Origin of the sequence: Acaryochloris marina MBIC11017 (assembly GCF_000018105.1) — a bacterium.
Classification (GTDB): domain Bacteria; phylum Cyanobacteriota; class Cyanobacteriia; order Thermosynechococcales; family Thermosynechococcaceae; genus Acaryochloris; species Acaryochloris marina.
In genome coordinates this window covers 2,177,823-2,199,791 of record NC_009925.1, presented here as the reverse complement: position 1 = coordinate 2,199,791, position 21,969 = coordinate 2,177,823, and the positions used below count along the sequence as shown (strand labels likewise).

At 48.1% G+C, this 21,969-nt stretch carries 17 protein-coding genes and 1 tRNA gene; 3 read left to right on the top strand and 15 right to left on the bottom strand.

Going from position 1 to position 21,969, the window contains the following annotated elements:
• Positions 1-14: 14 nt before the first annotated feature.
• From AM1_RS09860 to mnmG, 14 genes are all read right to left on the bottom strand, one after another.
• On the bottom strand, positions 15-527 hold the full coding sequence (locus AM1_RS09860; RefSeq protein WP_012162685.1) for a KdsC family phosphatase: 513 nt from the start codon (positions 525-527) through the stop codon (positions 15-17).
• Complete coding sequence (kdsA, locus tag AM1_RS09855) at positions 527-1,363, bottom strand: 3-deoxy-8-phosphooctulonate synthase (protein WP_012162684.1); 837 nt, start codon at positions 1,361-1,363, stop codon at positions 527-529. The genes AM1_RS09860 and kdsA overlap by 1 nt, the downstream gene beginning before the upstream one ends.
• Entirely contained in the window at positions 1,360-2,097 is a 738-nt protein-coding gene (kdsB, locus tag AM1_RS09850) for a 3-deoxy-manno-octulosonate cytidylyltransferase (protein ID WP_012162683.1), read from the bottom strand. Before kdsB ends, kdsA begins: the two co-directional genes overlap by 4 nt.
• On the bottom strand, positions 2,094-3,098 hold the full coding sequence (locus tag AM1_RS09845; protein WP_012162682.1) for a KpsF/GutQ family sugar-phosphate isomerase: 1,005 nt from the start codon (positions 3,096-3,098) through the stop codon (positions 2,094-2,096). Before AM1_RS09845 ends, kdsB begins: the two co-directional genes overlap by 4 nt.
• Positions 3,099-3,302: 204 nt before the next feature.
• Entirely contained in the window at positions 3,303-4,460 is a 1,158-nt protein-coding gene (locus tag AM1_RS09840; RefSeq protein WP_148215705.1) for a glycosyltransferase family 61 protein, read from the bottom strand.
• Between the two features lie 107 nt (positions 4,461-4,567).
• Positions 4,568-5,485: an NAD-dependent epimerase/dehydratase family protein gene (locus AM1_RS09835; protein WP_012162680.1), complete on the bottom strand. Its 918-nt coding sequence runs from the start codon at positions 5,483-5,485 to the stop codon at positions 4,568-4,570.
• The gene (rfbC, locus tag AM1_RS09830; RefSeq protein ID WP_012162679.1) at positions 5,482-6,039 is read right to left on the bottom strand and encodes a dTDP-4-dehydrorhamnose 3,5-epimerase; all 558 of its coding nucleotides are present in this window, start codon (positions 6,037-6,039) and stop codon (positions 5,482-5,484) included. Before rfbC ends, AM1_RS09835 begins: the two co-directional genes overlap by 4 nt.
• Positions 6,040-6,072: 33 nt before the next feature.
• The gene (locus tag AM1_RS09825) at positions 6,073-7,056 is read right to left on the bottom strand and encodes a GDP-mannose 4,6-dehydratase (protein WP_012162678.1); all 984 of its coding nucleotides are present in this window, start codon (positions 7,054-7,056) and stop codon (positions 6,073-6,075) included.
• On the bottom strand, positions 7,056-7,856 hold the full coding sequence (gene rfbF, locus AM1_RS09820) for a glucose-1-phosphate cytidylyltransferase (RefSeq protein ID WP_010471955.1): 801 nt from the start codon (positions 7,854-7,856) through the stop codon (positions 7,056-7,058). Before rfbF ends, AM1_RS09825 begins: the two co-directional genes overlap by 1 nt.
• 142 nt (positions 7,857-7,998) lie before the next feature.
• Positions 7,999-8,907, bottom strand: a complete 909-nt coding sequence (locus AM1_RS09815; RefSeq protein ID WP_012162676.1) for a sialate O-acetylesterase — start codon at positions 8,905-8,907, stop codon at positions 7,999-8,001.
• Between the two features lie 57 nt (positions 8,908-8,964).
• Positions 8,965-9,855 (bottom strand): hypothetical protein, encoded by an 891-nt coding sequence (locus tag AM1_RS09810; RefSeq protein ID WP_238549216.1) that lies wholly within the window; start codon positions 9,853-9,855, stop codon positions 8,965-8,967.
• A 167-nt stretch (positions 9,856-10,022) separates the two neighbouring features.
• The gene (locus tag AM1_RS09805; RefSeq protein WP_012162674.1) at positions 10,023-11,486 is read right to left on the bottom strand and encodes an MBOAT family O-acyltransferase; all 1,464 of its coding nucleotides are present in this window, start codon (positions 11,484-11,486) and stop codon (positions 10,023-10,025) included.
• A 333-nt stretch (positions 11,487-11,819) separates the two neighbouring features.
• Positions 11,820-11,893, bottom strand: a tRNA-Pro gene (locus AM1_RS09800).
• A 45-nt stretch (positions 11,894-11,938) separates the two neighbouring features.
• A complete protein-coding gene (gene mnmG, locus AM1_RS09795) occupies positions 11,939-13,846 on the bottom strand; it encodes a tRNA uridine-5-carboxymethylaminomethyl(34) synthesis enzyme MnmG (RefSeq protein ID WP_012162672.1) in 1,908 nt (635 codons plus the stop codon).
• Between the two features lie 236 nt (positions 13,847-14,082).
• On the opposite strand from mnmG, the gene AM1_RS09790 reads away from it, so the two are divergent.
• Positions 14,083-15,687, top strand: a complete 1,605-nt coding sequence (locus AM1_RS09790) for an ABC transporter permease (protein ID WP_238549276.1) — start codon at positions 14,083-14,085, stop codon at positions 15,685-15,687.
• On the opposite strand, the gene AM1_RS09785 is transcribed toward AM1_RS09790, so the two are convergent.
• A complete protein-coding gene (locus AM1_RS09785; protein WP_049783718.1) occupies positions 15,684-16,796 on the bottom strand; it encodes a hemolysin family protein in 1,113 nt (370 codons plus the stop codon). The genes AM1_RS09790 and AM1_RS09785 overlap by 4 nt on opposite strands.
• Before the next feature lie 966 nt (positions 16,797-17,762).
• Between AM1_RS09785 and AM1_RS09780 the strand changes: the two genes are divergently transcribed.
• Positions 17,763-19,094, top strand: coding sequence for a serine/threonine-protein kinase (locus AM1_RS09780; RefSeq protein WP_012162669.1), 1,332 nt, complete (start codon positions 17,763-17,765; stop codon positions 19,092-19,094).
• Positions 19,095-19,258: 164 nt separating this feature from the next.
• Entirely contained in the window at positions 19,259-21,955 is a 2,697-nt protein-coding gene (locus AM1_RS09775; protein ID WP_012162668.1) for an FHA domain-containing protein, read from the top strand.
• Positions 21,956-21,969 lie beyond the last annotated feature (14 nt).

Sequence of the window (21,969 nt, the reverse complement as noted above, 5' to 3'; positions counted from 1 at the left end):
ATCCTTGTCAGGAACTAGGATGAAGAACCGGCCTGACTTTGAATCAGTAAATCACAAAGTTCTCGTACTGCGCCACACCCGCCGTTTTTATGAGTAATGTAAATGGCAGCGCCTCGGTTAGTCGGCATGGCATCATTCACGGTGAATGGACAGCCAATATTTTGCAAGATGGGCACATCATTGACATCATCCCCTGCATAGGCCACTTGAGACAGCTCAATATTGAGAGTTTGGCAAAGGGATTTGAGCACCGAGAGCTTCTCTTCAACCCCAAGAAAGACATGCTGAATGCCGAGCTTTTTGGCTCGATGCCGCGTTACGGGGGAATCGCTGGCTGTAATAATGGCGACGTCAACCCCTGACTGCATCAGCAGCTTTAAGCCTTGACCGTCTTTGACATTAAACTTTTTCAGCTCGGTGCCGGTTTCGGTGTAGTACAGCCCGCCGTCCGTTAAGACGCCATCCACATCTAAGGCCAAAAGCTTAACATTGGCGAGCCGAGATTGTAGGTCTGGGGAGATACTCATCAGGCTAATACGGGAGTTGAGTTCATGATTTTATGCACCTCAAGGATGGGCCGCAACACATCTTCGAGCTGATGGAGCGGGATCATATTAGGACCATCGCTGGGGGCCTGGTCGGGATTCTCATGCACTTCCATAAATAGGGCATCCACACCAATAGCAGCGGCTGCCCGAGCCAGATAGGGGGCATATTCCCGCTGACCACCGGAACTGCTGCCTTGGCCGCCGGGCATTTGGACACTGTGGGTAGCATCAAAGACAACAGGATACCCAAAGCTGCGCATTTGGGGCAGAGATCGGAAATCAACCACGAGGGCGTTATAGCCAAAGCTAGTGCCGCGCTCCGTTAGCAGGATTTTCTTGGCGCCGCCCGCCTCCAGTTTGCTGACCACGTTTTTCATGTCCCAGGGGGCTAAAAATTGCCCTTTTTTGACATTAATGGTCCGCCCTGTGGCTGCTGCCGCCATCAGTAGATCCGTTTGGCGACATAAAAACGCAGGAATTTGGAGGATATCGGCCACTTCCGCCACGGGGGCTGCCTGGTGACTTTCATGAATATCCGTAACGACGGGGACGCCCACCTCATCTTTCACGCGCTGGAGGATTCTCAAGCCTTCTTCCATGGGATGCCCCCGAAAGGAGCTAATGGAGGTGCGGTTGGCTTTATCAAAGGAGGACTTGAACACATAGGAAATGCCCAGCTTCTCACAGATGCGAGCGATGCCCGAGGCCATTTTTAAAGTAAAGTCTTCGGATTCGATCACACAGGGACCACTCAGCAGTGTCAGCGGACATCCTTCGCCGATGGCTAATGTATCAGTCACTTGAGTACGGATCATGAGGTCATTCCTTGTTGGATGAATAACTGGGCTTTAACTAAATCCTCGGGGGTATTAATTTCAATCGCCGCTTTTTGGGTTTGGCAGACCTTAATGGCATAGCCATATTCTAAAACCCGCAATTGCTCTAAGCCTTCGCAGGTTTCAAAGGGGGTCGGCTCCAGTTGGGAGTACTGCATGAGGAAGTCATGGCGAAAGGCATAGAGTCCCAAGTGGTGGTAGACCGGTACCGTTCCCTGGGTGCGAAAGTAAGGAATGGGAGAACGGGAAAAATAGAGAGCATGGCCGTTGCGATCGCATAATACTTTCACCGCATTCGGGCTAGCGTAATCCTCATCCATATCTAAAGGACAACCCAGGGTGGTCATCTCGGGGCGTTCGCCCTCTCGGTAGGGTCGGACGAGCTGTTCTAGGGCTTCCGGGGTGACAAAGGGTTGATCTCCCTGAACATTGACGACGACGTCCATGTCATCGTAGAAACCCGCGACCTCGGCGACGCGATCGGTGCCTGTGAGGTGATCGTCCCGGGTCATCACCACTTTGCCGCCAAACCCTTTGACACAGTCGGCAATTTTGTCGCTATCCGTGGCGACCACCGCATCTTGAAAAAAATCGCAGCTTTTCGCTGCTTCATACACCCACTGAACCATGGGCCGCTCATCTAGCATCACTAAGGGCTTGCCAGGAAAGCGTTGAGATTGATAGCGGGCAGGGATGACCGCAAGAATATTCATATAAGACCCGCTTGAGCAATATCGTGCAGTCTCAATACTCCCACGCAACGATCGTCAGGATCGACGACGGGCAAGACCGAAATTTGAGACGGACGATCTTCCATGACCTGGAGGGCATCGTAGGCTAACTGGTCGGGGGCAGCCGTGATGGGATTCGCCGTCATAATTTTTTCTGCCTTCATCTGTTCCAGGTCCACGGGGCGAATCTTCTCCATGGCACGACGCAGATCTCCGTCGGTGACAATGCCCAGCAGTTGCTGTTGAGCATTCACCACGTTCACAGCCCCTAAGCCGCCCTGGCTGATGCTGGTGACAATTTCTAACCAGCTGGCTTCCGAGGAAATACAAGGATGCTCGGAGCCTTGGTGCATCAAATCTGAGACCTTAATGGTTAAGCGTTTGCCGAGGCGACCTGCGGGGTGATTAACGGCAAAGGCTTCAGGGGTAACGCCTTTGGCATGGGTGACGGTCATGGCTAGGGCATCACCGATTGCGATCGCAACCGTCGTACTGGCCGTAGGCGCTAAATTCATTGGGCAGGCTTCTTGGTCCACAGTGGCTGCTAAGACCACATCCGCTTCATCCGCCAAGGTCGAGTTCACATTCCCCACTAGGGCAATCAGGGGGACTTGGCGCTGCTTTAAGCAGGGCAACATGGCAATCAGCTCATCCGTCTCACCACTGTTGCTCAACACCACCACCACGTCGGTGGTGGCCACAATCCCTAAATCGCCATGGAGGGCTTCCACAGGGTGTAAGAATACCGCCATCACACCGACACTGGTGAGGGTCGCGGCGATTTTGCGAGCCACAATCCCTGATTTGCCTACCCCCGACAACACCACCTTCCCTGAGCAGTTGATCATGAGATCGACGGCTTGATTGACCTGTTCAGGCTGCAATCGGTCTGCCGCTTTCGCAATGGCTTCCGCCTCTAGAAGCAAGAGCTTATCCACTTGAGAGGCAAAGGTGGGTTGGGTCGTTTGAATCAGAGATTGCATAGAAATCAATATCTCATCAGTAGTTCTAGCGTATCTTATGGAGCTATTTATGGCGGGTACAAAACCCCTGTCTTCCGCAGCTAGGAAGACTGATTAACATCATGAATTAGATATAAAACTGGAGGTTGGCCTTAATACCGAAGCCACTCCATGATGATCTCAAATCTCGTCTAGTTCTGTGAATTAGATCACTTCACCTCCGTTTTAGCACCAACCTTCAAGTAACTGCAAAACCTGAGAAACATCCACTTCAAAGTTCTCGCGGTTGTTGGCTTTATCCGAGAACCAGAAGCGATAATCATGGCCCAAGGCTTTCGCTAAGTAATAGTAATAGGTTTGCGTTTTCGCCATCACCTGTAGCTCCAAGATCTTCACAGACTCAGAAAAGAGCACATGGGTTATTCCACCGCCGTAGGCACCAACGACAATTTCAGCATCATAGAAAAGTTCAACTTTTTCTTCTAATGAATAGTCTTCTAGCTCATAGATTTCAAAGCCCAATGGTTTCAGGGCTGCAATTAATTCCGCCTCATTGACAATATGTCGTTTTTTCAGCCCCTTTGCTGACTGGGCGCGGGAAATATAAATCCGTTTGTTCTGGGTAGACGGACGCTTCGGAAAAATCGCTTGCCGGAGCTGTTGGATATAGGCTTTTGGTAGATAACCAGACCCAAACTGAGTCAGAAACGTCGGCAAAATTAACTTTTCAACCCGATAAAGTCGACTGGGTTCTAACTTGGTTAAGGTGACATTGTCAGGAATCAGTTTTGGCACGAGTAACGTTTCTGTCTCCGACACAGGATCGGAATAGAGGAGCTGAATATTTTCTATTTCTGCGTATTCTGGCTGGCTGAGGAGAGAACAACGGGGCACCAAGTCAATAAATTTGTGGTAGTAGCCATTGGGCAAGCCTTGATAGATGCTGGCATACCCTGAAATCTCCTGGACCGGCTTCTCAAGCATTCTGCGTCGGATAAAGCTCTTGTTGAGTAAGGCCCCATAAATGGTGATGTCGTCCATTTTGGGATACATGGACTCAGCAATCACCTTACGGGAGGAGGTTAAGACAATGCCGTTGCCCGGTTCGACTAAAACGTCTTCTAATATCGTGGAAAAAATATCGTGGGTGGTATAGGTTTCACTTTCCAGATAGGCAAAGGGACCGTCAAAAGGCGGCATATCCTTGATTTCAGGCGTGGCAATGGTCTCCGGGGGGAAGCGCCGATGCTTTGGATGGTCTTTGCCAAAGGCTTGGGCCACCGTTTGCCGAGGAAGTAGATATGCGATCGCAGGTTTGAGTACGGCCCAACTAAACAGGGGACGAATAATCGGCTTTAATGCATTCGAGATTGTTTCAGGCATATTTCCAGAGAGTGTTCCTAAAACCATGGCTGTCTTTCTTCCACTGATCGCGGCCTTGACTGGTCCCTAGAACAAGGGTGACCAAAGGGGCTGATATTAATCCGCCGCTAGACGGATAGCAGCCGTTGACACAATTCAAACACAAAATTTTTTAGAGTGAGTTGAGGTTGATAAACGGCTGCTAATCGTTGGCTGGTATAGGTAAATGTATCTTCTATCGGTTCTCCATCCGGTAGGACGACATCAATCGCAATATCAAACCGCTCTTGCATCACCCGTTGGACGAGTTGAGCCAGGCCCCGAATACTCAGGGTTTCTGGCCCTGGCAAATGGAGGAGATCGAGGGTGTCCATTTGGGGATACGCAGCTGCGATCGCACCACAGATATCCTGGACAGCAATAAAGTTGCGGCGTTGATAGCCTGGCGTTCTCAAGACAATCTGTTTGTCTTCAACCGCAGACTGACAAAATCCTAAGGGGGTTAAGGTCCAGCGATCGCAGCTTTTGACATCAGCCGGGACACCAAAAAAATTACTCGGTCTCAACACTAGGGTCTGTAGAGACTGCTCCCGCCGGTACAGCCGCAAATAATCTTCCGACTGTAAATGACTTAAGCCGTAGTCATTTGCCGGTAACGGCGTTGTGGATTCATCAATATGGCCCGTAGGATGGCCAAAGACATGAAATGTCGACAGGTATACAAACCGCGAAATATGGTTGGCTACACAAAAGTCCAAGGCGGCCCGGGTACCGGCAACATTCTGAAAAATGCTTTGATAGGGCTGGTCCCGACAGGTGACTTCATGGGCAGCTGCCGCATGAATAAATAAATCAACGGGTTGTTCTAGGGTTTGGGCGGCAAACTGATCGGGCTGATTGAGATCAAACGAGACATCCGCGTCAGGACGACGGGTTGCCGTTAACACGGTCCAGGACTGATCCCGAAAAAACTGACAGGCGATACCGCCAAAATAGCCATTGGCTCCAGAAATTAGGACCGTGGGTGAGGACTGGGAATCAGTCATGAGTGGGCAGGCTCATAGACAAACGGGCTTTCATAGTCGGCAAGGGTCTTCCATCCTTGATCTTTTTCAGAAATAATCGGATTGGTACTGGGCCAGGGAATCTCAGCTGAGTTCCACAATAGACCTTGTTCATGGCCAGGGGCATATACCGTGGACACCTGATACATCACCAGAGCCGTTTCACTGACAATGTAAAAACCATGGGCTAAGCCGGGAGGGATATAGGCCGAATTCCCTTTTTCAGCGCTAAGTTCAAACACCTCAAATTGGCCATAGGTGGGTGACCCCACCCTTAAATCGACCACTGCATCAACGATTTCTCCCTGGGCACAGTGCACCATTTTCGTATGATCCTTCGGGGGAATCTGAAAATGGAGTCCTCGCAGCACATTTTGAGTGGAGTAGGAGTAATAGGCTTCAGGGAAGTGAGTTTCTAATTGGTGACTGGCAAAAATCTCTTCATGAAACGTTTTAACAAACCGACCTCGCTGATCCTTGAAAACGTTTAGTTCTAATTCAAAACAGCCCGGTATTTTTGTGGGATGAAGTTGCATATCCTTCCTAATACAATTGCTAAGTAGAAGTTGCTAAGTAGAAGTGGACTCAAGGAACGCTGTGTACCACTGAATGGTTTCTAATAATGCTGCATCCAGATCATAGGGGGATTTCCAATCTAATAGCCGTCTTGCCTTTTCTGCGGAAAGGTATTGATGCTTAATTTCATTTTGAGCTTGGTTTAAAATCGTGGGTTCAAGATGAGGTTTACCCATTAACTTTAAGATTTTATGGACTAATTCTAAGACCGAGATTTGTAGCTCATTACTAAAGTTAAAGGCCTCACCCAATATCTCCGGTCGATCCATTTGTTCCGCTAGGTGAAGGTAGGCCAGCACCCCATCCTTGACATAGAAATAGTCGCGAATATAAGTTCCATCGCTGCGAATCACAATGGGTTTGTCTCGCAACGTCGATCGAATCGTATCAGGGACAATGCGATTGAAATTTAAGTCCCCACCGCCATAGAAATTCCCGCAACGGGTAATACAGACGGGGAGGTTGTAGGTCACATAGTAGGTTCGACACAGTAAATCCGCGCAACTTTTGGACACATCATAGGGATGTTCGCCCTGAAGGGGCGTTTGCTCGTCGTAGGGCAAGATCTCCTGATCGCCATAGGCCTTATCGCTAGAAGCGACGACGATGCGACTGACACCACCCACCCGACGACAGGCTTCTAATACATTCCAGGTGCCTTTGATATTGGCTTCAAAGGTGCCCAGGGGTTCGCGATTGGCAACTCCTACAATAGTTTGGGCGGCTAAATGGAATACGGTATCGACTTCGTATTCATTAATCGCCCGCTCCAACACCCCTAAATCTTCAATACCACCGTAAACCGTTGTAATTTTGTCGGAAAGTCCTTCCGTAAACAAGCGGGATTGTGGCACCCAATCCCTGACGAGTCCCACGACACGAGCCCCCCGGGCTACCAGCTCTTGGGTCATCCAACTGCCTAATAGCCCGGTGCAGCCCGTAATCAATACCGATCGATCTTGCCAAAAGTCACTCATTACCAAACCCTCCACTCTGCTTGATTGGAGATGTATAGCTTATTGAGCAGTTCGAGTTCTCTATAGGTATCCATACATTGCCAAAATCCATCATGTTTATAGACGGCGAGTTCTCCCAACGCCGCCAACGCCTTAAACGGCTCAGCTTCCAGAACGGTACTATCCCCTTGAATCAGATCTAGAACTTTGCGATGAAACACAAAGTACCCGCCGTTGATCCAGCCTTCACTGGTTTGAGGCTTCTCTTGGAAGTAGCTGACAAAATTGTTATCAATGGCCAGCTCACCAAAACGCGACGGAGGGCGAACAGAGGTGATGGTGGCTAGCTTGCCATGACTATTGTGGAACTCCAGTAATTTCTGGATATTGACGTTACTCACGCCATCGCCATAGGTGCCCATAAACAGGTCACTACCGATATCCTTAAAATAAGGAGATAGACGCTTTAAACGCCCCCCAGTCATGGTTTCAGGGCCAGTATCAATGAGCCAGATCCGCCAATCTTCTTCCCCGTGGGAGCTGTCTAACTTAGTAATTTTTTTATTCCCTAATTCCAGCAAGACATTGCTGTGGTTCCAATCATAGTTAAAGAAATAGTCACGAATCATATCGCCTTTATAACCAAGGCAGAGTAGGAAATCTGTAAAGCCATAGTGAGCATAGATTTTCATAATGTGCCAGATCATGGGACGATCCCCGACCATGACCATGGGCTTGGGACGAAACTCGGTTTCTTCTTTTAATCTCGTTCCTTTGCCACCACACAAAATTGCAACAGGAATTCTTGGTTTTGTCTCCATTAGCTCACTCAATGAACAACGCTAACAATCGATTTGAAACAGTTAATAAAAACTAAAGATAAAGCTGTATTTAAAGGCCATTTAAAAATCCAAAATTGCTTCAATCATATATTGATATTTCCCATTTTGTCAGACTTTCACATCATAGATTCTTCTCGGTTAGTTTAATATAGGCATTGGCGAATCGCTGCCCAATCGTACGATAACTTTTAGTGGTGTAATGAACATAGTCCTCAAGGGCTAAATCATCCGTGGTAATCATGGCTACATGGGGTAATTGAATATTCTCTTGCTGCTTTTTAACAACGTTCCACTGAGTTAAGAGATTGGGGGCATCATGAGACCCAATTTGAGCAAAGACAATAGGTAGATTCTCCTGCTTTGTATCTAGTCGAAAACTCTCAATAAACTTTTCAAACTTTTTGGACCATTGTTGTGGAGATAAAGAGAGGTGAGAAAATTGCTTTTGATCCAAAGCATCTGCTTCTCCCTGAAAAAATAACATTCCTTCCAGCTGGCCCATCAAAGAGGCCGCTCGCAATCGCTTGAGGCACGACCCATAGAGAGAGTTTTCACTTAAATTGCGTTGCCATTCTTGAATGGTTGACCCTCCCCTAGCACAGGGAATCAGGCCAATAACAGCATCTTTATCATGTTTGAGCAATGCCGATGCAAAGGTCATGCCGGGCCCCACACCGGGAGCCTTGCCTTCCTGGGAGACTGGATCAACTTGGCCGTCTATAGAATCCAGAGGGTCTTTGGCGAGGTGCCATCGGTAATCATTCCCAAATACAAAAACCTGGGGGTGTGTTTTTGAACTCTCAGCATCTAGCGGGCCTCTGCCCGTCATATTGGATTGCCCCGCTAAAACATAAAGAGACATTTTCCCCTGCACCTGATCCGGAATAGTGGGGAGTTCTTGTGCCTGGGAAGCTTGAGAGGTCTGGAGGCGGTCTTGAAACTTAAACAGAAACTTACTCAGAAGTACACCACAGGTGACGCCACTCAAAAATAGAATGATCAACCATATTTTTGACGGAATAAATTTCATAGTAACTAAGCAATATCCTTCTAAGGTGAGAAATATAGCAAGTCTAGATTAAATCCTTCAGCTATCAGTTTTGGTATCAGTGCTTTCTGTTAAACGCTTCGACAATTGTTCCGAAATTAATTCCGAACGAACTTTTGTACCTTTGTGATTGAGATGATACTCAGAATCAAAGAAATACTCTTGACTAAATGCCATATCTTTAGGAGCATCTAGCAGGGGAAAATCTAAGGATTGTTTGAGTTGAGCATCGATGCGGCCAATGGCAGCAGCATTATCTCGAAAAACAGAGTCGAGTAATGAAGGATAGGAATAATAAATCTTGGCTCCTTTTTGGGTGGCTGATTGATTAAAGGCATTCAAGATGGTGATCGCTGTTTGCACGGAGTCATCATTGACCGTTAGCTTTCCCTTGATTTGGGTTAAGTCTCGTCCACTTTCTGTGTTATTAACCGTGGCATCTCCAATCTCATTCAAGTTGCTGCGGCGATAAACGCGATCAATTTCGTAGGTCCCTAGGACTGAATTGATCGCTGTACGGATAACGCCTCCTAGATAGAGTTGGCCTTTGTCCAGCATGATGGGGGCATAGTACCAAGGAACGAACTGAGCATTCTGGGGACGACTGTCTATCACCGTAAACAGACGTTCTGGAATATCGGGTAAAGGACTAGAAAATTGCTCATATTCAAATGAAATAACAACGATATCTCCTTCTACTAGGGAAGCGTCCACTTCATTGAGCATATATTCCAGTCCTAGTGCCGCATGTAGCCCCATATTGACGGGGTTGCGATTTAAGCGACGTCCAATTAGTGAAGAATCTAAGCCAAACGCCACATTAGAACCCCCTAGAAAAATGACCCGAGGTGGTTGTTGTTTAGCCAGTAAATCATGTTTATCGAGAGTGGCTGCCAAGTAGTTGGTTTTGGCTGTTTTGTCATGGTTCATGACATAAAAAACGAGCACGATGAACAGGACTAAAGACTGAATGGATATGAATTTTAGTAGTCGGAAGATAAATTGCTTCATTCAGAGAACACTTAAAATCAATTTATTAAGACAGGCTAGGGGGGCCCTAACATCAATCTGGCTTGCAAGTCATTCATTATGAGAGCTTAAAACTGAAAATATACAAATTGTCCAGTACTCCAGGTTCCGTATGCCAAGGTGATCCACAGTAATAGGGTATAGGCTGACCATCTGATACTTTGCGGTAACTTCTTCAATACCAAGGGATGGGCATACTTTCGCTGTAGCCACTCAATAAGCACTAAACAGGCTAAAACCACAACAATCCATTTACCAATAGGGCAATCAGCAACAATGGTTCCGAAGGATTTATAGGCGGAAGGGCGGAGGGCATCCATAAATATCTTCTGGACCATAAAGCCCGCATCTTGAATTGTTTTGGCTCGGAAGAAGATCCAAGATAGACAGGTGAGGGAGAAGGTAATCAGCACTCTGAACACAGTACTCAACTTGGGAAATAACCCCTCTCCACAGGGGGTATCTGTTGCTTTGAGGGTTTGAGCAGGGATCCAAAGTTTTTCGGCGAGAACGACGCCACCATGAATGCCGCCCCAGATCACAAAATTCCAGGCTGCACCATGCCATAAACCACTGATTAAGAAGGTCAACATCACGTTGATGATTCTGCGGAATGACGGGACCCGACTACCACCCAGGGGAATATAGACATAGTCTCTTAACCACGAAGAGAAGGAAATATGCCATCGTCGCCAAAATTCAGCCATCGACTGGGAGAAATAGGGGTAAGCGAAATTTCTCATCAAGTCAAACCCAAAGAGTCTGGCGGTGCCAATGGCAATATCAGAGTAGGCGGAAAAATCACAGTAAATTTGGAATGCAAAGGCAATGGTTGCAAAGACGAGCTGAGGGCCAGGATATTCACTGGGTTGTCCAAAGGCCTGATCAACGATAGCTGCTAGGTTGTCCGCAACCAACATTTTCTTGGCTAGTCCCCAGAGAATCTGGCGGCATCCATCCACGGCTAACTCATAGTTAAATTGTCTTGAGTTGAGAAACTGCGGGAGCAGGTGAGGTGCCCGCTCGATTGGGCCAGCAACGAGTTGAGGAAAAAAGGAAACGTAGGCCAGGTAGTCTATGTAGTTTTTTGTAGGCTGTAGTTGGCGCCGATATATATCGATGGTGTAACTCAGGGTTTGGAAGGTATAGAAGCTAATGCCAACGGGCAAAATAACATTCAGGGCAACATAGTCTAACTTCCAGCCCACTAGGGATAGGGTATCAACCAAGCTCTGGGAGAAAAAATTCCAGTATTTGAAGAACCCTAGTAACCCTAAGTTGATACATAGACTGCTGAATAATAAAAGTTTTCGAGTTCTGTCTGTGTCTGATCGAGCGAGGTATAAGCCGATCCAATAATCGACAGAACTAGAGGCTAGTAACAAAAAGCAAAAGCGGTAATCCCACCAGCCATAAAAAATGTAGCTAATAACAACCAGAAAAATATTTTGTAATGACCTTTTTCCTAATTTCCAGTAACTGGTGAAGGTCAGTAGTAAAAATACTACGAAAGTTAAGGTCGTAAATGTCATATGAGATGATTGGGGAGAGCCAGTTAATGAGTATGAATCACATTTATTACTGATTTGTACACTAAAAACAGTTCAAGATTGCAGGGGTAACCAGACTCAGTTTTGGGAAGATCTATGGATACCCAGAAGCGTTAACTGACAGCATAGATTAATCTATATTGCTGATGCTTGTGGCAATGTAGACTCCTAAAGAATTTGTGCTCAGGCGATAGGTCGGATGACAGCCTAGATCGGCTTTTTTCATCACATTAACTAGTAAAGTCATGATAGTTCAGAGTTGCGGTGATCACCCTCACTCTCAGTGACTTTTTTGCGTTAGCTCTTAAGATTAAATCGGGATGACAGGATTCGAACCTGCGACATCCTGCTCCCAAAGCAGGCGCGCTACCAAACTGCGCTACATCCCGTCGTTGACCAAAGCCAACAAGACTTTAACATCGTATCACAGGCTTTTAGCTGACTGGGGACAAGCGAGCTAATGTTTCGAGATAAAACAGCAAAGCATTGATATCTGAAGGGTTGACACCACCAATGCGAGATGCCTGTCCTACCGTTAGGGGCCGCACTTTTGCCAATTTCTCCCGGGCTTCCATGGATAACGTCTCAATGCTGGCATAATCTATGTTTTCAGGTAGTTTGCGCTGTTCTTGCCGACTAACCTGCTCAATCTGGCGCTGTTGGCGCTGGATATACCCTGCATACTTAATTTCAATTTCAACGCTTTCCCGTTCAGAGCGCTCCAGGGTCTCGATGCCTAAGCCGTGTTGCTGAAGGTCGCAGTAATGGAACTTGGGCCGACGCAGCAGATCAGATAAGGTGATCGACCCTTTAATTTTTTCACCTGTTGTTTGGACAATCGCTTGGGCGGCGGGATCTCGCTCTTTTAGCCGGGTGGCATGAAGTCGTTCTTTCTCAGCGGTGATGGTGGCCTGCTTACGGGTAAATAAGTGCCAGCGTCGATCATCAATCAGACCGACTTCTCGCCCCAAGGGGGTCAATCGCTGATCGGCATTGTCCGATCGCAACAGCAATCGATATTCAGATCGGCCGGTCAACATCCGATAGGGCTCTCGTAGGTCTTTTGTGCACAGGTCGTCGATGAGCGTACCAATATAGCTTTCCGCTCGGGGGAAAATGAGCATTTCCTGCTGGTTCACCCTGCGGGCAGCATTGATACCGGCAACAATCCCCTGAGCCGCCGCTTCTTCATAGCCGGTGGTGCCATTAATTTGTCCCGCACAGAAGAGACCCTCGATCCGTTTGGTCATTAAGGTGGGATAACACTGGGTTGCAGGTAGATAATCATATTCCACGGCGTAGGCTGGGCGGAGCATGGCACAGTGTTCGAGACCGGGCAGCGATCTCAACATCCGTAACTGCAATGCCTCGGGTAGACCCGTGGAGAATCCCTGAATATAGAGTTCAGGGATATCGCGGCCTTCTGGCTCAATAAAAATCTGATGGCTAGCCTTATCGGCAAACCGCACGATTTTGTCTTCAATACTGGGACAGTAGCGCGGGCCTTTGGCATCGACCCAGCCGCCATAGACGGGGGATAGATGTAAATTGTCCTGAATCAACTGGTGGGTTTCCGGGGTAGTGCGGGTGATATAACAGTTCATCTGCTCCCGCTCAATCCAAACTGCAGGATCAAAACTAAACCAACGCACCTGCTGATCCGGGGGCTGAGGTTCCATCACACTAAAGTCCGCAGACCGCTTGTCGACCCGAGCAGGTGTCCCAGTTTTCAATCGTCCCGTTTCAAACCCCAATTGATTGAGGGTTTCGGTCAGCCCCTCCGCCGCAAACTCTCCGGCTCGTCCAGCGGGCATGGATTTATCTCCCACCCAAATGCGTCCCCCTAAAAAGGTGCCTGTGGTCAGAATAACGGCCTGGCAGCGAAAGGCGACGCCAAAATAGGTCTGGACTCCAACGACCTCATCATTGTCTCCCAGGACTAAATCCGTGACCATACCTTCCCGCACGGTCAGATTGCCCTGGTTCTCGACGATGGTTTTCATCACTGCCGCATATTCGCGTTTGTCGGTCTGAGCCCGTAAGGCCCAAACGGCAGGACCCCGGGAATGGTTGAGCAGACGCTTTTGCAAATAGGTGCGATCCGCCATTTTGCCAATTTCGCCGCCCAGGGCATCGACTTCATGGGTGAGCTGAGATTTGGCGGGGGCTCCCACCGCAGGATTGCAGGGTTGCCAAGCAATTTTGTCGAGATTGAGGGTGAGCAATAGGGTACTGCAGCCCATGCGAGCAGAGGCTAACGCAGCTTCACACCCGGCATGGCCTGCCCCGACGACAATCACTTCAAACTCATCCAAAAATTCAACTGCCTGGGGGGACGTCATAGATGTGGCCCTGAATTAATCTGATCTCCCTCTGATTCTAACGGTTCTTTGAAATCTCCTCGGATCGATAGGCTAGAAGGCTCCTAAATGGGGGATGACAGAGTGCAATACTGGACGTTAGACGCATATTATCCTATGGACTCATTTTGAATACCGTTCCTAAGTCTGTTTCCAAACTTTCTCGCCAAATATTGAGTCACCCCTCTCTCCACTGGAATATTTGGACGATCGGGGTGATGGGGGTTGCGGTATTGATAGCTACCCCAATTTTGGTGGTTTTAAGCAGTATTTTTACGAACCAAAGCGAGACCTGGGAACATCTAGCCACCACGGTGCTGCCCACCTATGTCATCAATTCCCTGTTGCTGATGTTGGGGGTGAGTGTAGGTGTTCTAGTAATTGGGGTCGGAACGGCATGGTTGGTGACCATGTGTGACTTTGTAGGGAGCCGGGTGTTTGAATGGGCCCTCTTGCTGCCCCTGGCCGCTCCTGCCTATTTGTTGGCTTATACCTATACGGATGTGCTCGATTATTTTGGCCCTGTGCAGACGTTCCTGCGGGGGGTGTTTGGATGGGAAAGCGCTACGGATTATTGGTTTCCGAATGTTCGATCGTTGTGGGGGGCGATCGCCATGATGAGTTTTGTGCTCTACCCCTATGTTTACCTATTGTCGCGGGTTACGTTTTTAGAGCAGTCTGTCTGTACCCAAGAAGCCAGTCGGTCCTTAGGGTGTAATCCTTGGCAAAGCTTTGTGAAAGTGGCACTGCCCCTGGCCCGCCCTGCGATTACGGCAGGCTTAGCCTTGGCCTTAATGGAGACCCTGAACGACTTTGGGACGGTTCAGTACTTTGGGGTGCCCACTTTTACGACGGGTATTTATCGAACGTGGTTTGGCAATGGTGAGCGACTGGCGGCAACGCAGCTGGCTGCCGTTTTAATGATGTTTATCCTCAGCCTCATTTTATTGGAGCGATGGTCCCGCCGACAGGCTCGCTACTATCAAACCAGTAGCCCGTTTCAGCGGTTATCGACTTATAAGTTGGAGGGGGTACGAGGGCTGTTGGCCTGGTTGAGCTGCTGTTTACCCATCGTGTTGGGGTTGCTGATTCCCGGTGCTTTACTGGTGCAGATGACCCTGCAGAATATGGCCGAGACGCTAGATCAGCAGTTTTTACCCTTGGCCCTGAATAGTTTGCTGCTCGCGACCCTCACGGCGGGGCTGGCGGTGATACTGTCCTTATTTCTAGTCTATGGGTTGCGATTGAGTGGTACCCCGGTGATGCGATTTGGGGTCCGGATCGCCGCCATGGGATATGCCATTCCGGGGTCTGTAATTGCGGTGGGCATTCTGATTCCCCTGGCTCAGGTAGAAGGTGCGATCGCACCCTTGCTACAAAATTGGTTTAACCTGCCCGGTTCCTTGCTTCAGGGCACGATTACGGCGTTAATCTTTGCCTATTTGGTCCGATTTTTAGCAGTCTCCCTTGGTTCAGTAGAGTCAGGTCTAGCCAAAATTAAACCCAGCTTTGATGATGCGGCCCATAGCTTGGGCCATTCGGCCCGCAGTACCCTAGCCAAGGTGCATGCTCCTATGATGGGGGGGAGCCTACTCACGGCTTTGATGTTGGTGTTTGTGGATGTCATGAAAGAACTTCCCGCAACCATCGTGATCCAACCCCCCAATTTTGATACCTTAGCCGTGCGTGTCTACCGTTATGCGTCGGATGAACGGTTAGTGGAAGCGGCAGCCCCTGCTTTAGCCATCGTGTTGGTGGGGCTATTGCCGGTCATTTTTCTCAGTTGGCAAATTGCTCAATCCCGTCTACGGTCCACCGACTAAGAAGAGGTGGATCCGGGTCGGGACAATAATCCTAATCCTAGATATCGTCGCGGCTTTGTAGAGCTAGGGGAATCACTTTCATCATAGATTTCGCCCACCAACTCCTCTAGCAAATCTTCTAAGGTCACTAAACCCACCGTACCGCCATACTCATCGACCGCAATGGCTAAATGAAGACGTTGATGTAACATCTCTTTCATGAGATCGGCAACCCGCTTGGTTTCGGGAATATAAACAGGTGGATCCATCGCTGCCGTCACGACTTCATTACCCTGGGTTTTAAGGTGCTGAACGGCGCTTTTTAAGTGGATCACTCCTACAATGGAGTCTTTGGATTCTTCTTGAACCGGAATCCGTGAATATCCGCTCTCTAAGCAAATATCAATCACGTCTTGCATGGTGGCTTCATGGTCCACGGTCTGCATTTCTACCCGGGGTTTGACGACTTGGCGCACCGTCAAGCTATCCAGCATCAACGCTTTGTTGAGGAGTTGGCGTTTCTGTAAATCAAGCTGCCCTCGCCCCCCAAGCACTTCAATCAACAGCTGCAAATCTTGCAGGGATTCATTTTGTTGTTTCAAACCACTTTGGAAAAAACGAATCACCACCTGCACGATAGATTCAAACAGACGAATGATCGGTAGTAACAAAACCGACAACCAGTAGATAGGGCGCACCACCCATTGAAAAATGGGCATGGCGTTATTGACAGCTAAGGATTTGGGGGTGATTTCACCGAACAGTAACAGCAAGAATGTGACCACAGCTGTTGCCAATCCAACCCCTGCCCCTCCAAACCAAATCACAAATAAATTGCTGGTTAAAATGGCCGCAAAGTTGTTGACCAAATTGTTGCCCACCAGCAGGGTTGTGATAAAGCGAGCCCGTTTCTCTAGCACCAGTCGGTAGAGCCCATCAGGATCCCCTTCTGCTTTCATTAGAGCCCTGAGCTTCAGGTTGTCGAGGGCCGTGATGGCAGTTTCAGATCCGGCAAAGAAAGCAGATAAAAATAGCAAAATCACCAAGATCATTAGATCCAGGCGAACATCTCCTAATAAGGGCCTGACTGTACTAGCCACTGATAATTGGGAGAAAGGCAACAGAACCATTCATTTGAATATGAGGGTCAGAATGCAAGTATATCGTTGAAATAATCGTCCAGAGATATATTTTAATCGCTGTCTTTAGGATCATGCTGAGCTAAACGACACCGTTTCTCTCCAGTGCGTTACCTTGGTGATCAGACAGAATTGGGTATTAAGTTTTAAGACAGAAGCCTAACATATGTCTTTTTTGTCAGAGCGGGAATTGTTTTAGCTCATTGCTTTATGGTGTTGTGAGGATTGAATCAGAAGATTTAGAGATCTGTCTGATTTCTCCAGCATAAACATAATTTCATTGGCCAAGGTGAAATCGCGACTTATATGTCTGATCTAGATTGTTTGAAGCAAGGATAAGAAACTACAACTATTCGCTTACAAAATATCCTAGAAAGCTAGTTTTCTCTGCATAGGCACTTTACAGTGTTTTTGATCAGGGCGTTGCGTGACCGAAAGGCGCTGGTTCCAAACTCAAGACCTATAAGATATCCGTAGAATCCTGACACGATATAATCTTGCGCTAGATCACAAGCCACTATTGATCATAAGAAAGATGTAGGGATGACGGAGATCATTTTCGTGGCGTCCTTGGCCCCATACACTAAAACTAGAAAGTTGCGGTGTCACATTTTTGTTCCGACCCCATTCGCCGCAAATAAATGTTGTGAATGTGGGTAACCTTCAAATATGTTTTCTTGACCTTGCATAAAGATCTTGAAATCTGTTGATATTTCTATAGGGGGTAAAGAAATCGTTGATGAGGCAACCTGTCTTCTAAACGTGATTCCTCAGGGGTTTACCTTGATGTTATACCTCTATAGATGAAGGCACTGAACCTACATAGCATGGGCCTCACCCTAAAGTCCTGCTGCCTACGACTGGGCAAAATACTATCCTGACACCGTCGCAAATCATGACTGAAATCCTTCAGTCTGACCGCTGCTGTTTTACTCCCATTCGGTTAATTACCCTCGCATGAGTCTCTGCATCAATCCTAGTTGTGCCGATCCACAAAGCTCAGATGACCATCTGTTCTGTGCGAGTTGTGGTTCAGAACTGTTGCTAGAAGGACGTTATCGAGTCATTAGTCTACGAGGTCAAGGCGGATTTGGCAAAACCTATGAAGTGAGTGATTTAGAGAGTAGCCCTAAGATCCTCAAAATACTGACTGACAATTATCCCAAGCATGTCGAGTTGTTTCAGCGTGAGGCTAATTTGCTGAGCCAACTCAATCATCCTGGCATTCCTAAAGTTGAGCCCAACTCTTACTTCACGTTTTATCCTCGCAATTGGAAAGAGCCCCTCCATTGTCTGGTCATGGAAAAAATCGTGGGGTTGGACTTACAAGATTATTTACGACAACGGGGACATCCCATTGATGAAAAACTGGCGGTCCAATGGCTGAAACAAGTCCTAAAAATTCTCCAGGTTGTCCATCAGCAGCAGGTGCTGCATCGGGACATTAAGCCCTCTAATATTATGCTGAAAGCCAATGGCAACATCTGTTTGGTTGACTTTGGTACAGCTCGATCCGTGACGAATGTGACCAATACCCAACAAGGAGGAACCCGGGTGGTCTCCTCCTTTTATACCCCCCGCGAGCAAATTCATGGGCAGGCGGTTCCCCAGTCTGACTTTTTTGCGCTAGGTCGAACCTTTGTCTATTTGGTGACGGGTAAAGAACTCAGTCAGTTTTACGATGGGAGTACGGATAAGTTTGAGTGGCGCTCAACCGCTATTAATATCTCTCCACGATTTGCCAATCTTTTAGATTGGTTAATGGCGCCAGTGGCGAGTCAGCGTCCCGCAAATGCTGAGGTTGTCCTGCAGCAGCTTGTTGTGTTGGAAAGTAGTGGCCAATCGATCCCTGCTTCCGTTTTAAACTCAACGATGGGGATGGAACCCACTCAGGCGGTCAATTCTGTTCAGCCTAATTCATCTGGCTCTAGTATTCCTGCTAGTGGGCAGTCTACGAGTCAGCCAGCTGGCCCTGCTTCCTTTGCTCAGCCGACAAGCCAGCCGATCGAGCCACCTCCTACGCCTTCTTCCACAGGTCCAGTATCATCTGCTCCAGAGTCAGCAACAGTACCCATTGTTCCGAGCTCACAACCGGTTATTCGGCCAGAATTTGGACAAAAGTGCCAGAATGTTTTGGCAGAGTTTATTGGCCCTATCTCAGCGATTGTTTATCAGCGCACCCTGACCCAGTATCCTGGTGTGACTGAACAAGAGCTAGTCAAATTGCTATCGCAGCAAATTCCAGTTGCAGAGCAAGCGACCGAATTTCGGCAACGATTACGCTCCTGAGTGTTGCGGAATAAATCCATCTTGAAGGATTCGAACTTTAATGGGATTAATATTGATCAATGTTCGAATGTGATCGAAAGGGAACCTGACGCGTAGTCCCAGCCCCCTCGCCCACAATCGACCCATTGCCAGCCCATTTCATTTATGCTGTCTCGACTCTGACAATGCCTAATCCTGCTGCCAAACTTGATATCCGCAAAGACCAAGCTCTCGTTAGAGAATTTCCGCTGACGCAAACTGAAGTCAATTTAGGTCGCTCCCCAGATAATCAGCTCGTTTTAAGTGATGATTTGTCAGTCTCTAGGCATCATGCCCAATTTAAATATTCTGGCAATGCTTATGTCGTCACGGATCTTAATAGCTCTGATGGTACCTACGTTAATGGTATTCAGCTAGCGCCTCATACCCCTCGATCCCTGGTGCCGGGTGATCAAGTTCGGATTGGTAACTATGAAATCATTCTTGCGATCGCAGCACCTGCTCCGATTCCTGCCCAGGCTCCTGTCCCTGTCTCAGCCCAGAAAACGACGATTTCAGGTGTGCCTGAAGCTGGCGTGGGATCTCCTCCCACGCAATCTCGGCATTTAGACTTAAAAGGGCGTGATACCTTCACCTTAGGTCGCGATCCGCTCAATGACATGGAGATTAACCATCCGTCGGTCTCCCGCTTCCATGCTCAAATCAAAAAGCAAGACGGATCTTATATTGTTCTCGACCTCAACTCCACCAATGGCACCTTCCTAAATGGCAAGCAAATTGTTGGCCATCACCCTCTCCGAGTCGGGGATTCGATTCGCGTGGGTCCAACCAATCTGGTCTTTAATCTGAATGAGACCCTACTCCATAGCAATGAAGAGGGAAATCTGCGGATTGATGCCATTGGTCTAAATAAGCAAATCAATAAGGACCTCAACCTGCTGCAAGATATCTCCTTATCAATTCAGGCCCGGGAATTTGTGGTGATTGCCGGGGTCAGTGGTGGAGGGAAATCAACCTTACTGGATGCTTTAAACGGGTTCCGGCCGGCGACGAGTGGCAATGTTTTGGTCAACGGCACGGATTTATACCGTAATTTCAATGCCTATCGCAATCAAATTGGCTATGTTCCCCAGCGGGACATTGTCCATATGGAATTAACCGTTGAACAAGCGTTGGACTTCGCGGCTCAATTGCGCATGCCCAATGATACAACCCGGGCAGAACGAAAAATGCGGGTGAGCGAAGTCCTGAAAGACTTAGGACTGGAACATCGGCGCTCTGTCCCCATTAAGTCCCTCAGTGGCGGCCAAATTAAGCGGGTGTCCATTGGGGTAGAACTCCTGACCAAGCCCAGCCTATTTTATTTAGATGAAGCCACGTCGGGCCTCGATCCTGGCACCGAAGCTGAACTGATGCAGCTGTTGCGGGAGTTAGCGGATCAAGGCCGCACCATTTTGCTGATCACCCATGCTACCGACAATGTGACGATGTGTGATCAGGTGGTGTTTATGGCCCGAGGGGGGTATTTAGCCTACTATGGTCCGCCGAAAGAAGCGCCTGGCTACTTTGGCGTAGAAAAGTTCAACCAAATTTACAGCAAGGTTGAACATGAATTATCCCCGCAGGAATGGCAACAGCGTTATCAGCAATCGCCCTTATATCAAAAATATGTGGCGCAACGCCAACAATCCTTAGGGGCATCAGGAACTCAACGAGGGGCGAAACGCCTGAAGCAGCAATTGCCAGGCGCTCAGGTCAAAACTATTTCGAGTTGGAAGCAATTCCTCATTCTATCGAAGCGGAATATTGCGATTCTAATGCGCGATCGCGTTAGCCTTTTGCTGATGCTGGCTGTCGCACCGATCTTAGGAATGCTAGATCTGGTGACCTGGAGCCAGCCCCTATTCAGTACGAAAGATGGTGATGCCAGTTTGGCGTTAACGATGCTGTTCACCACTATTCTGTTTGCTGTGATGGTGGGTGCGCTACCGACGATGCGCGAAATCGTCAAAGAAGTCGATATTTATCGTCGAGAAAGAATTATTGGCTTACAGATTGCCCCCTATGTCTTTTCCAAGGTATGGGTGAGTGTTTTGCTAGCTCTCTACCAGGGCGGTGTTTTCTTGCTGTTTAAAATCATTGCGGTCAAGGACTTACCGAGTGAACCTGGCATTCTCCTGGGGATGTATCTAACCATTACCCTGTCGGTGATTGCGGGGATGCTGCTGGGACTTTTAGGATCGGCAGCGGCTCCTAATCAGAGTGTGGCTCCTATTTTAGTGTTGGTTTTTCTGATTCCTCAAATTATCTTTGGGGGTGGCGTTTTACCTATTGAGACGTTTGGCCCGCCAGGAAAGGTGCTCAACCAGTTATCCCTGACGAAGTGGCCGTTTGAAGCCCTCTCCACGCTGTCGGAAGCCGGTATTGATGTAGCAGAGGATCCTTGCTGGCAAGATGTGACCTCCGGCAAGGTCAAAGAATACGATGAAATCGGAGCGGATCGGAAAAAAAGCTGTGATTGCATGGGAGAGAGCGTTTTTAAAAAATGCGAGTTTCCCGGCATCGAGCAAGAATATGACCCGATTGTCGATCAACCGAAGCCCAAACAGCCTAAACAACCCACAGGGGCTGATGCTCAATCTCCAGATGCCTTTGATAAATTCAACAAAGATCTTGAAAAGTATCAAGAAGACCTAACGGAGTGGAATTTAAAACGTAATGGTGCCATTAGTGCCGCTGAAGGTTTAATCAACGGCATTAATGAGCAATTCAGCAATACGTTCAAAGTCAATGTCAATCAACATTTAGGGATCTTCGGCATCTTTATCTTTGCTATTTTTGCTCTCACCCTTGCGGTCCAGAAAGCGAAAGACTTTTTCTAAGTTCAGTGAGGATC

Bases quoted from the DNA above. Each gene is read 5' to 3' on its own strand.
- AM1_RS09860 (WP_012162685.1), bottom strand. From the start codon at position 527: ATGAGTATCTCCCCAGACCTACAATCTCGGCTCGCCAATGTTAAGCTT.
- kdsA (WP_012162684.1), bottom strand. From the start codon at position 1,363: ATGATCCGTACTCAAGTGACTGATACATTAGCCATCGGCGAAGGATGT.
- kdsB (WP_012162683.1), bottom strand. From the start codon at position 2,097: ATGAATATTCTTGCGGTCATCCCTGCCCGCTATCAATCTCAACGCTTT.
- AM1_RS09845 (WP_012162682.1), bottom strand. From the start codon at position 3,098: ATGCAATCTCTGATTCAAACGACCCAACCCACCTTTGCCTCTCAAGTG.
- AM1_RS09840 (WP_148215705.1), bottom strand. From the start codon at position 4,460: ATGCCTGAAACAATCTCGAATGCATTAAAGCCGATTATTCGTCCCCTG.
- AM1_RS09835 (WP_012162680.1), bottom strand. From the start codon at position 5,485: ATGACTGATTCCCAGTCCTCACCCACGGTCCTAATTTCTGGAGCCAAT.
- rfbC (WP_012162679.1), bottom strand. From the start codon at position 6,039: ATGCAACTTCATCCCACAAAAATACCGGGCTGTTTTGAATTAGAACTA.
- AM1_RS09825 (WP_012162678.1), bottom strand. From the start codon at position 7,056: ATGAGTGACTTTTGGCAAGATCGATCGGTATTGATTACGGGCTGCACC.
- rfbF (WP_010471955.1), bottom strand. From the start codon at position 7,856: ATGGAGACAAAACCAAGAATTCCTGTTGCAATTTTGTGTGGTGGCAAA.
- AM1_RS09815 (WP_012162676.1), bottom strand. From the start codon at position 8,907: ATGAAATTTATTCCGTCAAAAATATGGTTGATCATTCTATTTTTGAGT.
- AM1_RS09810 (WP_238549216.1), bottom strand. From the start codon at position 9,855: ATGAACCATGACAAAACAGCCAAAACCAACTACTTGGCAGCCACTCTC.
- AM1_RS09805 (WP_012162674.1), bottom strand. From the start codon at position 11,486: ATGACATTTACGACCTTAACTTTCGTAGTATTTTTACTACTGACCTTC.
- mnmG (WP_012162672.1), bottom strand. From the start codon at position 13,846: ATGACGTCCCCCCAGGCAGTTGAATTTTTGGATGAGTTTGAAGTGATT.
- AM1_RS09790 (WP_238549276.1), top strand. From the start codon at position 14,083: ATGGGGGTTGCGGTATTGATAGCTACCCCAATTTTGGTGGTTTTAAGC.
- AM1_RS09785 (WP_049783718.1), bottom strand. From the start codon at position 16,796: ATGGTTCTGTTGCCTTTCTCCCAATTATCAGTGGCTAGTACAGTCAGG.
- AM1_RS09780 (WP_012162669.1), top strand. From the start codon at position 17,763: ATGAGTCTCTGCATCAATCCTAGTTGTGCCGATCCACAAAGCTCAGAT.
- AM1_RS09775 (WP_012162668.1), top strand. From the start codon at position 19,259: ATGCCTAATCCTGCTGCCAAACTTGATATCCGCAAAGACCAAGCTCTC.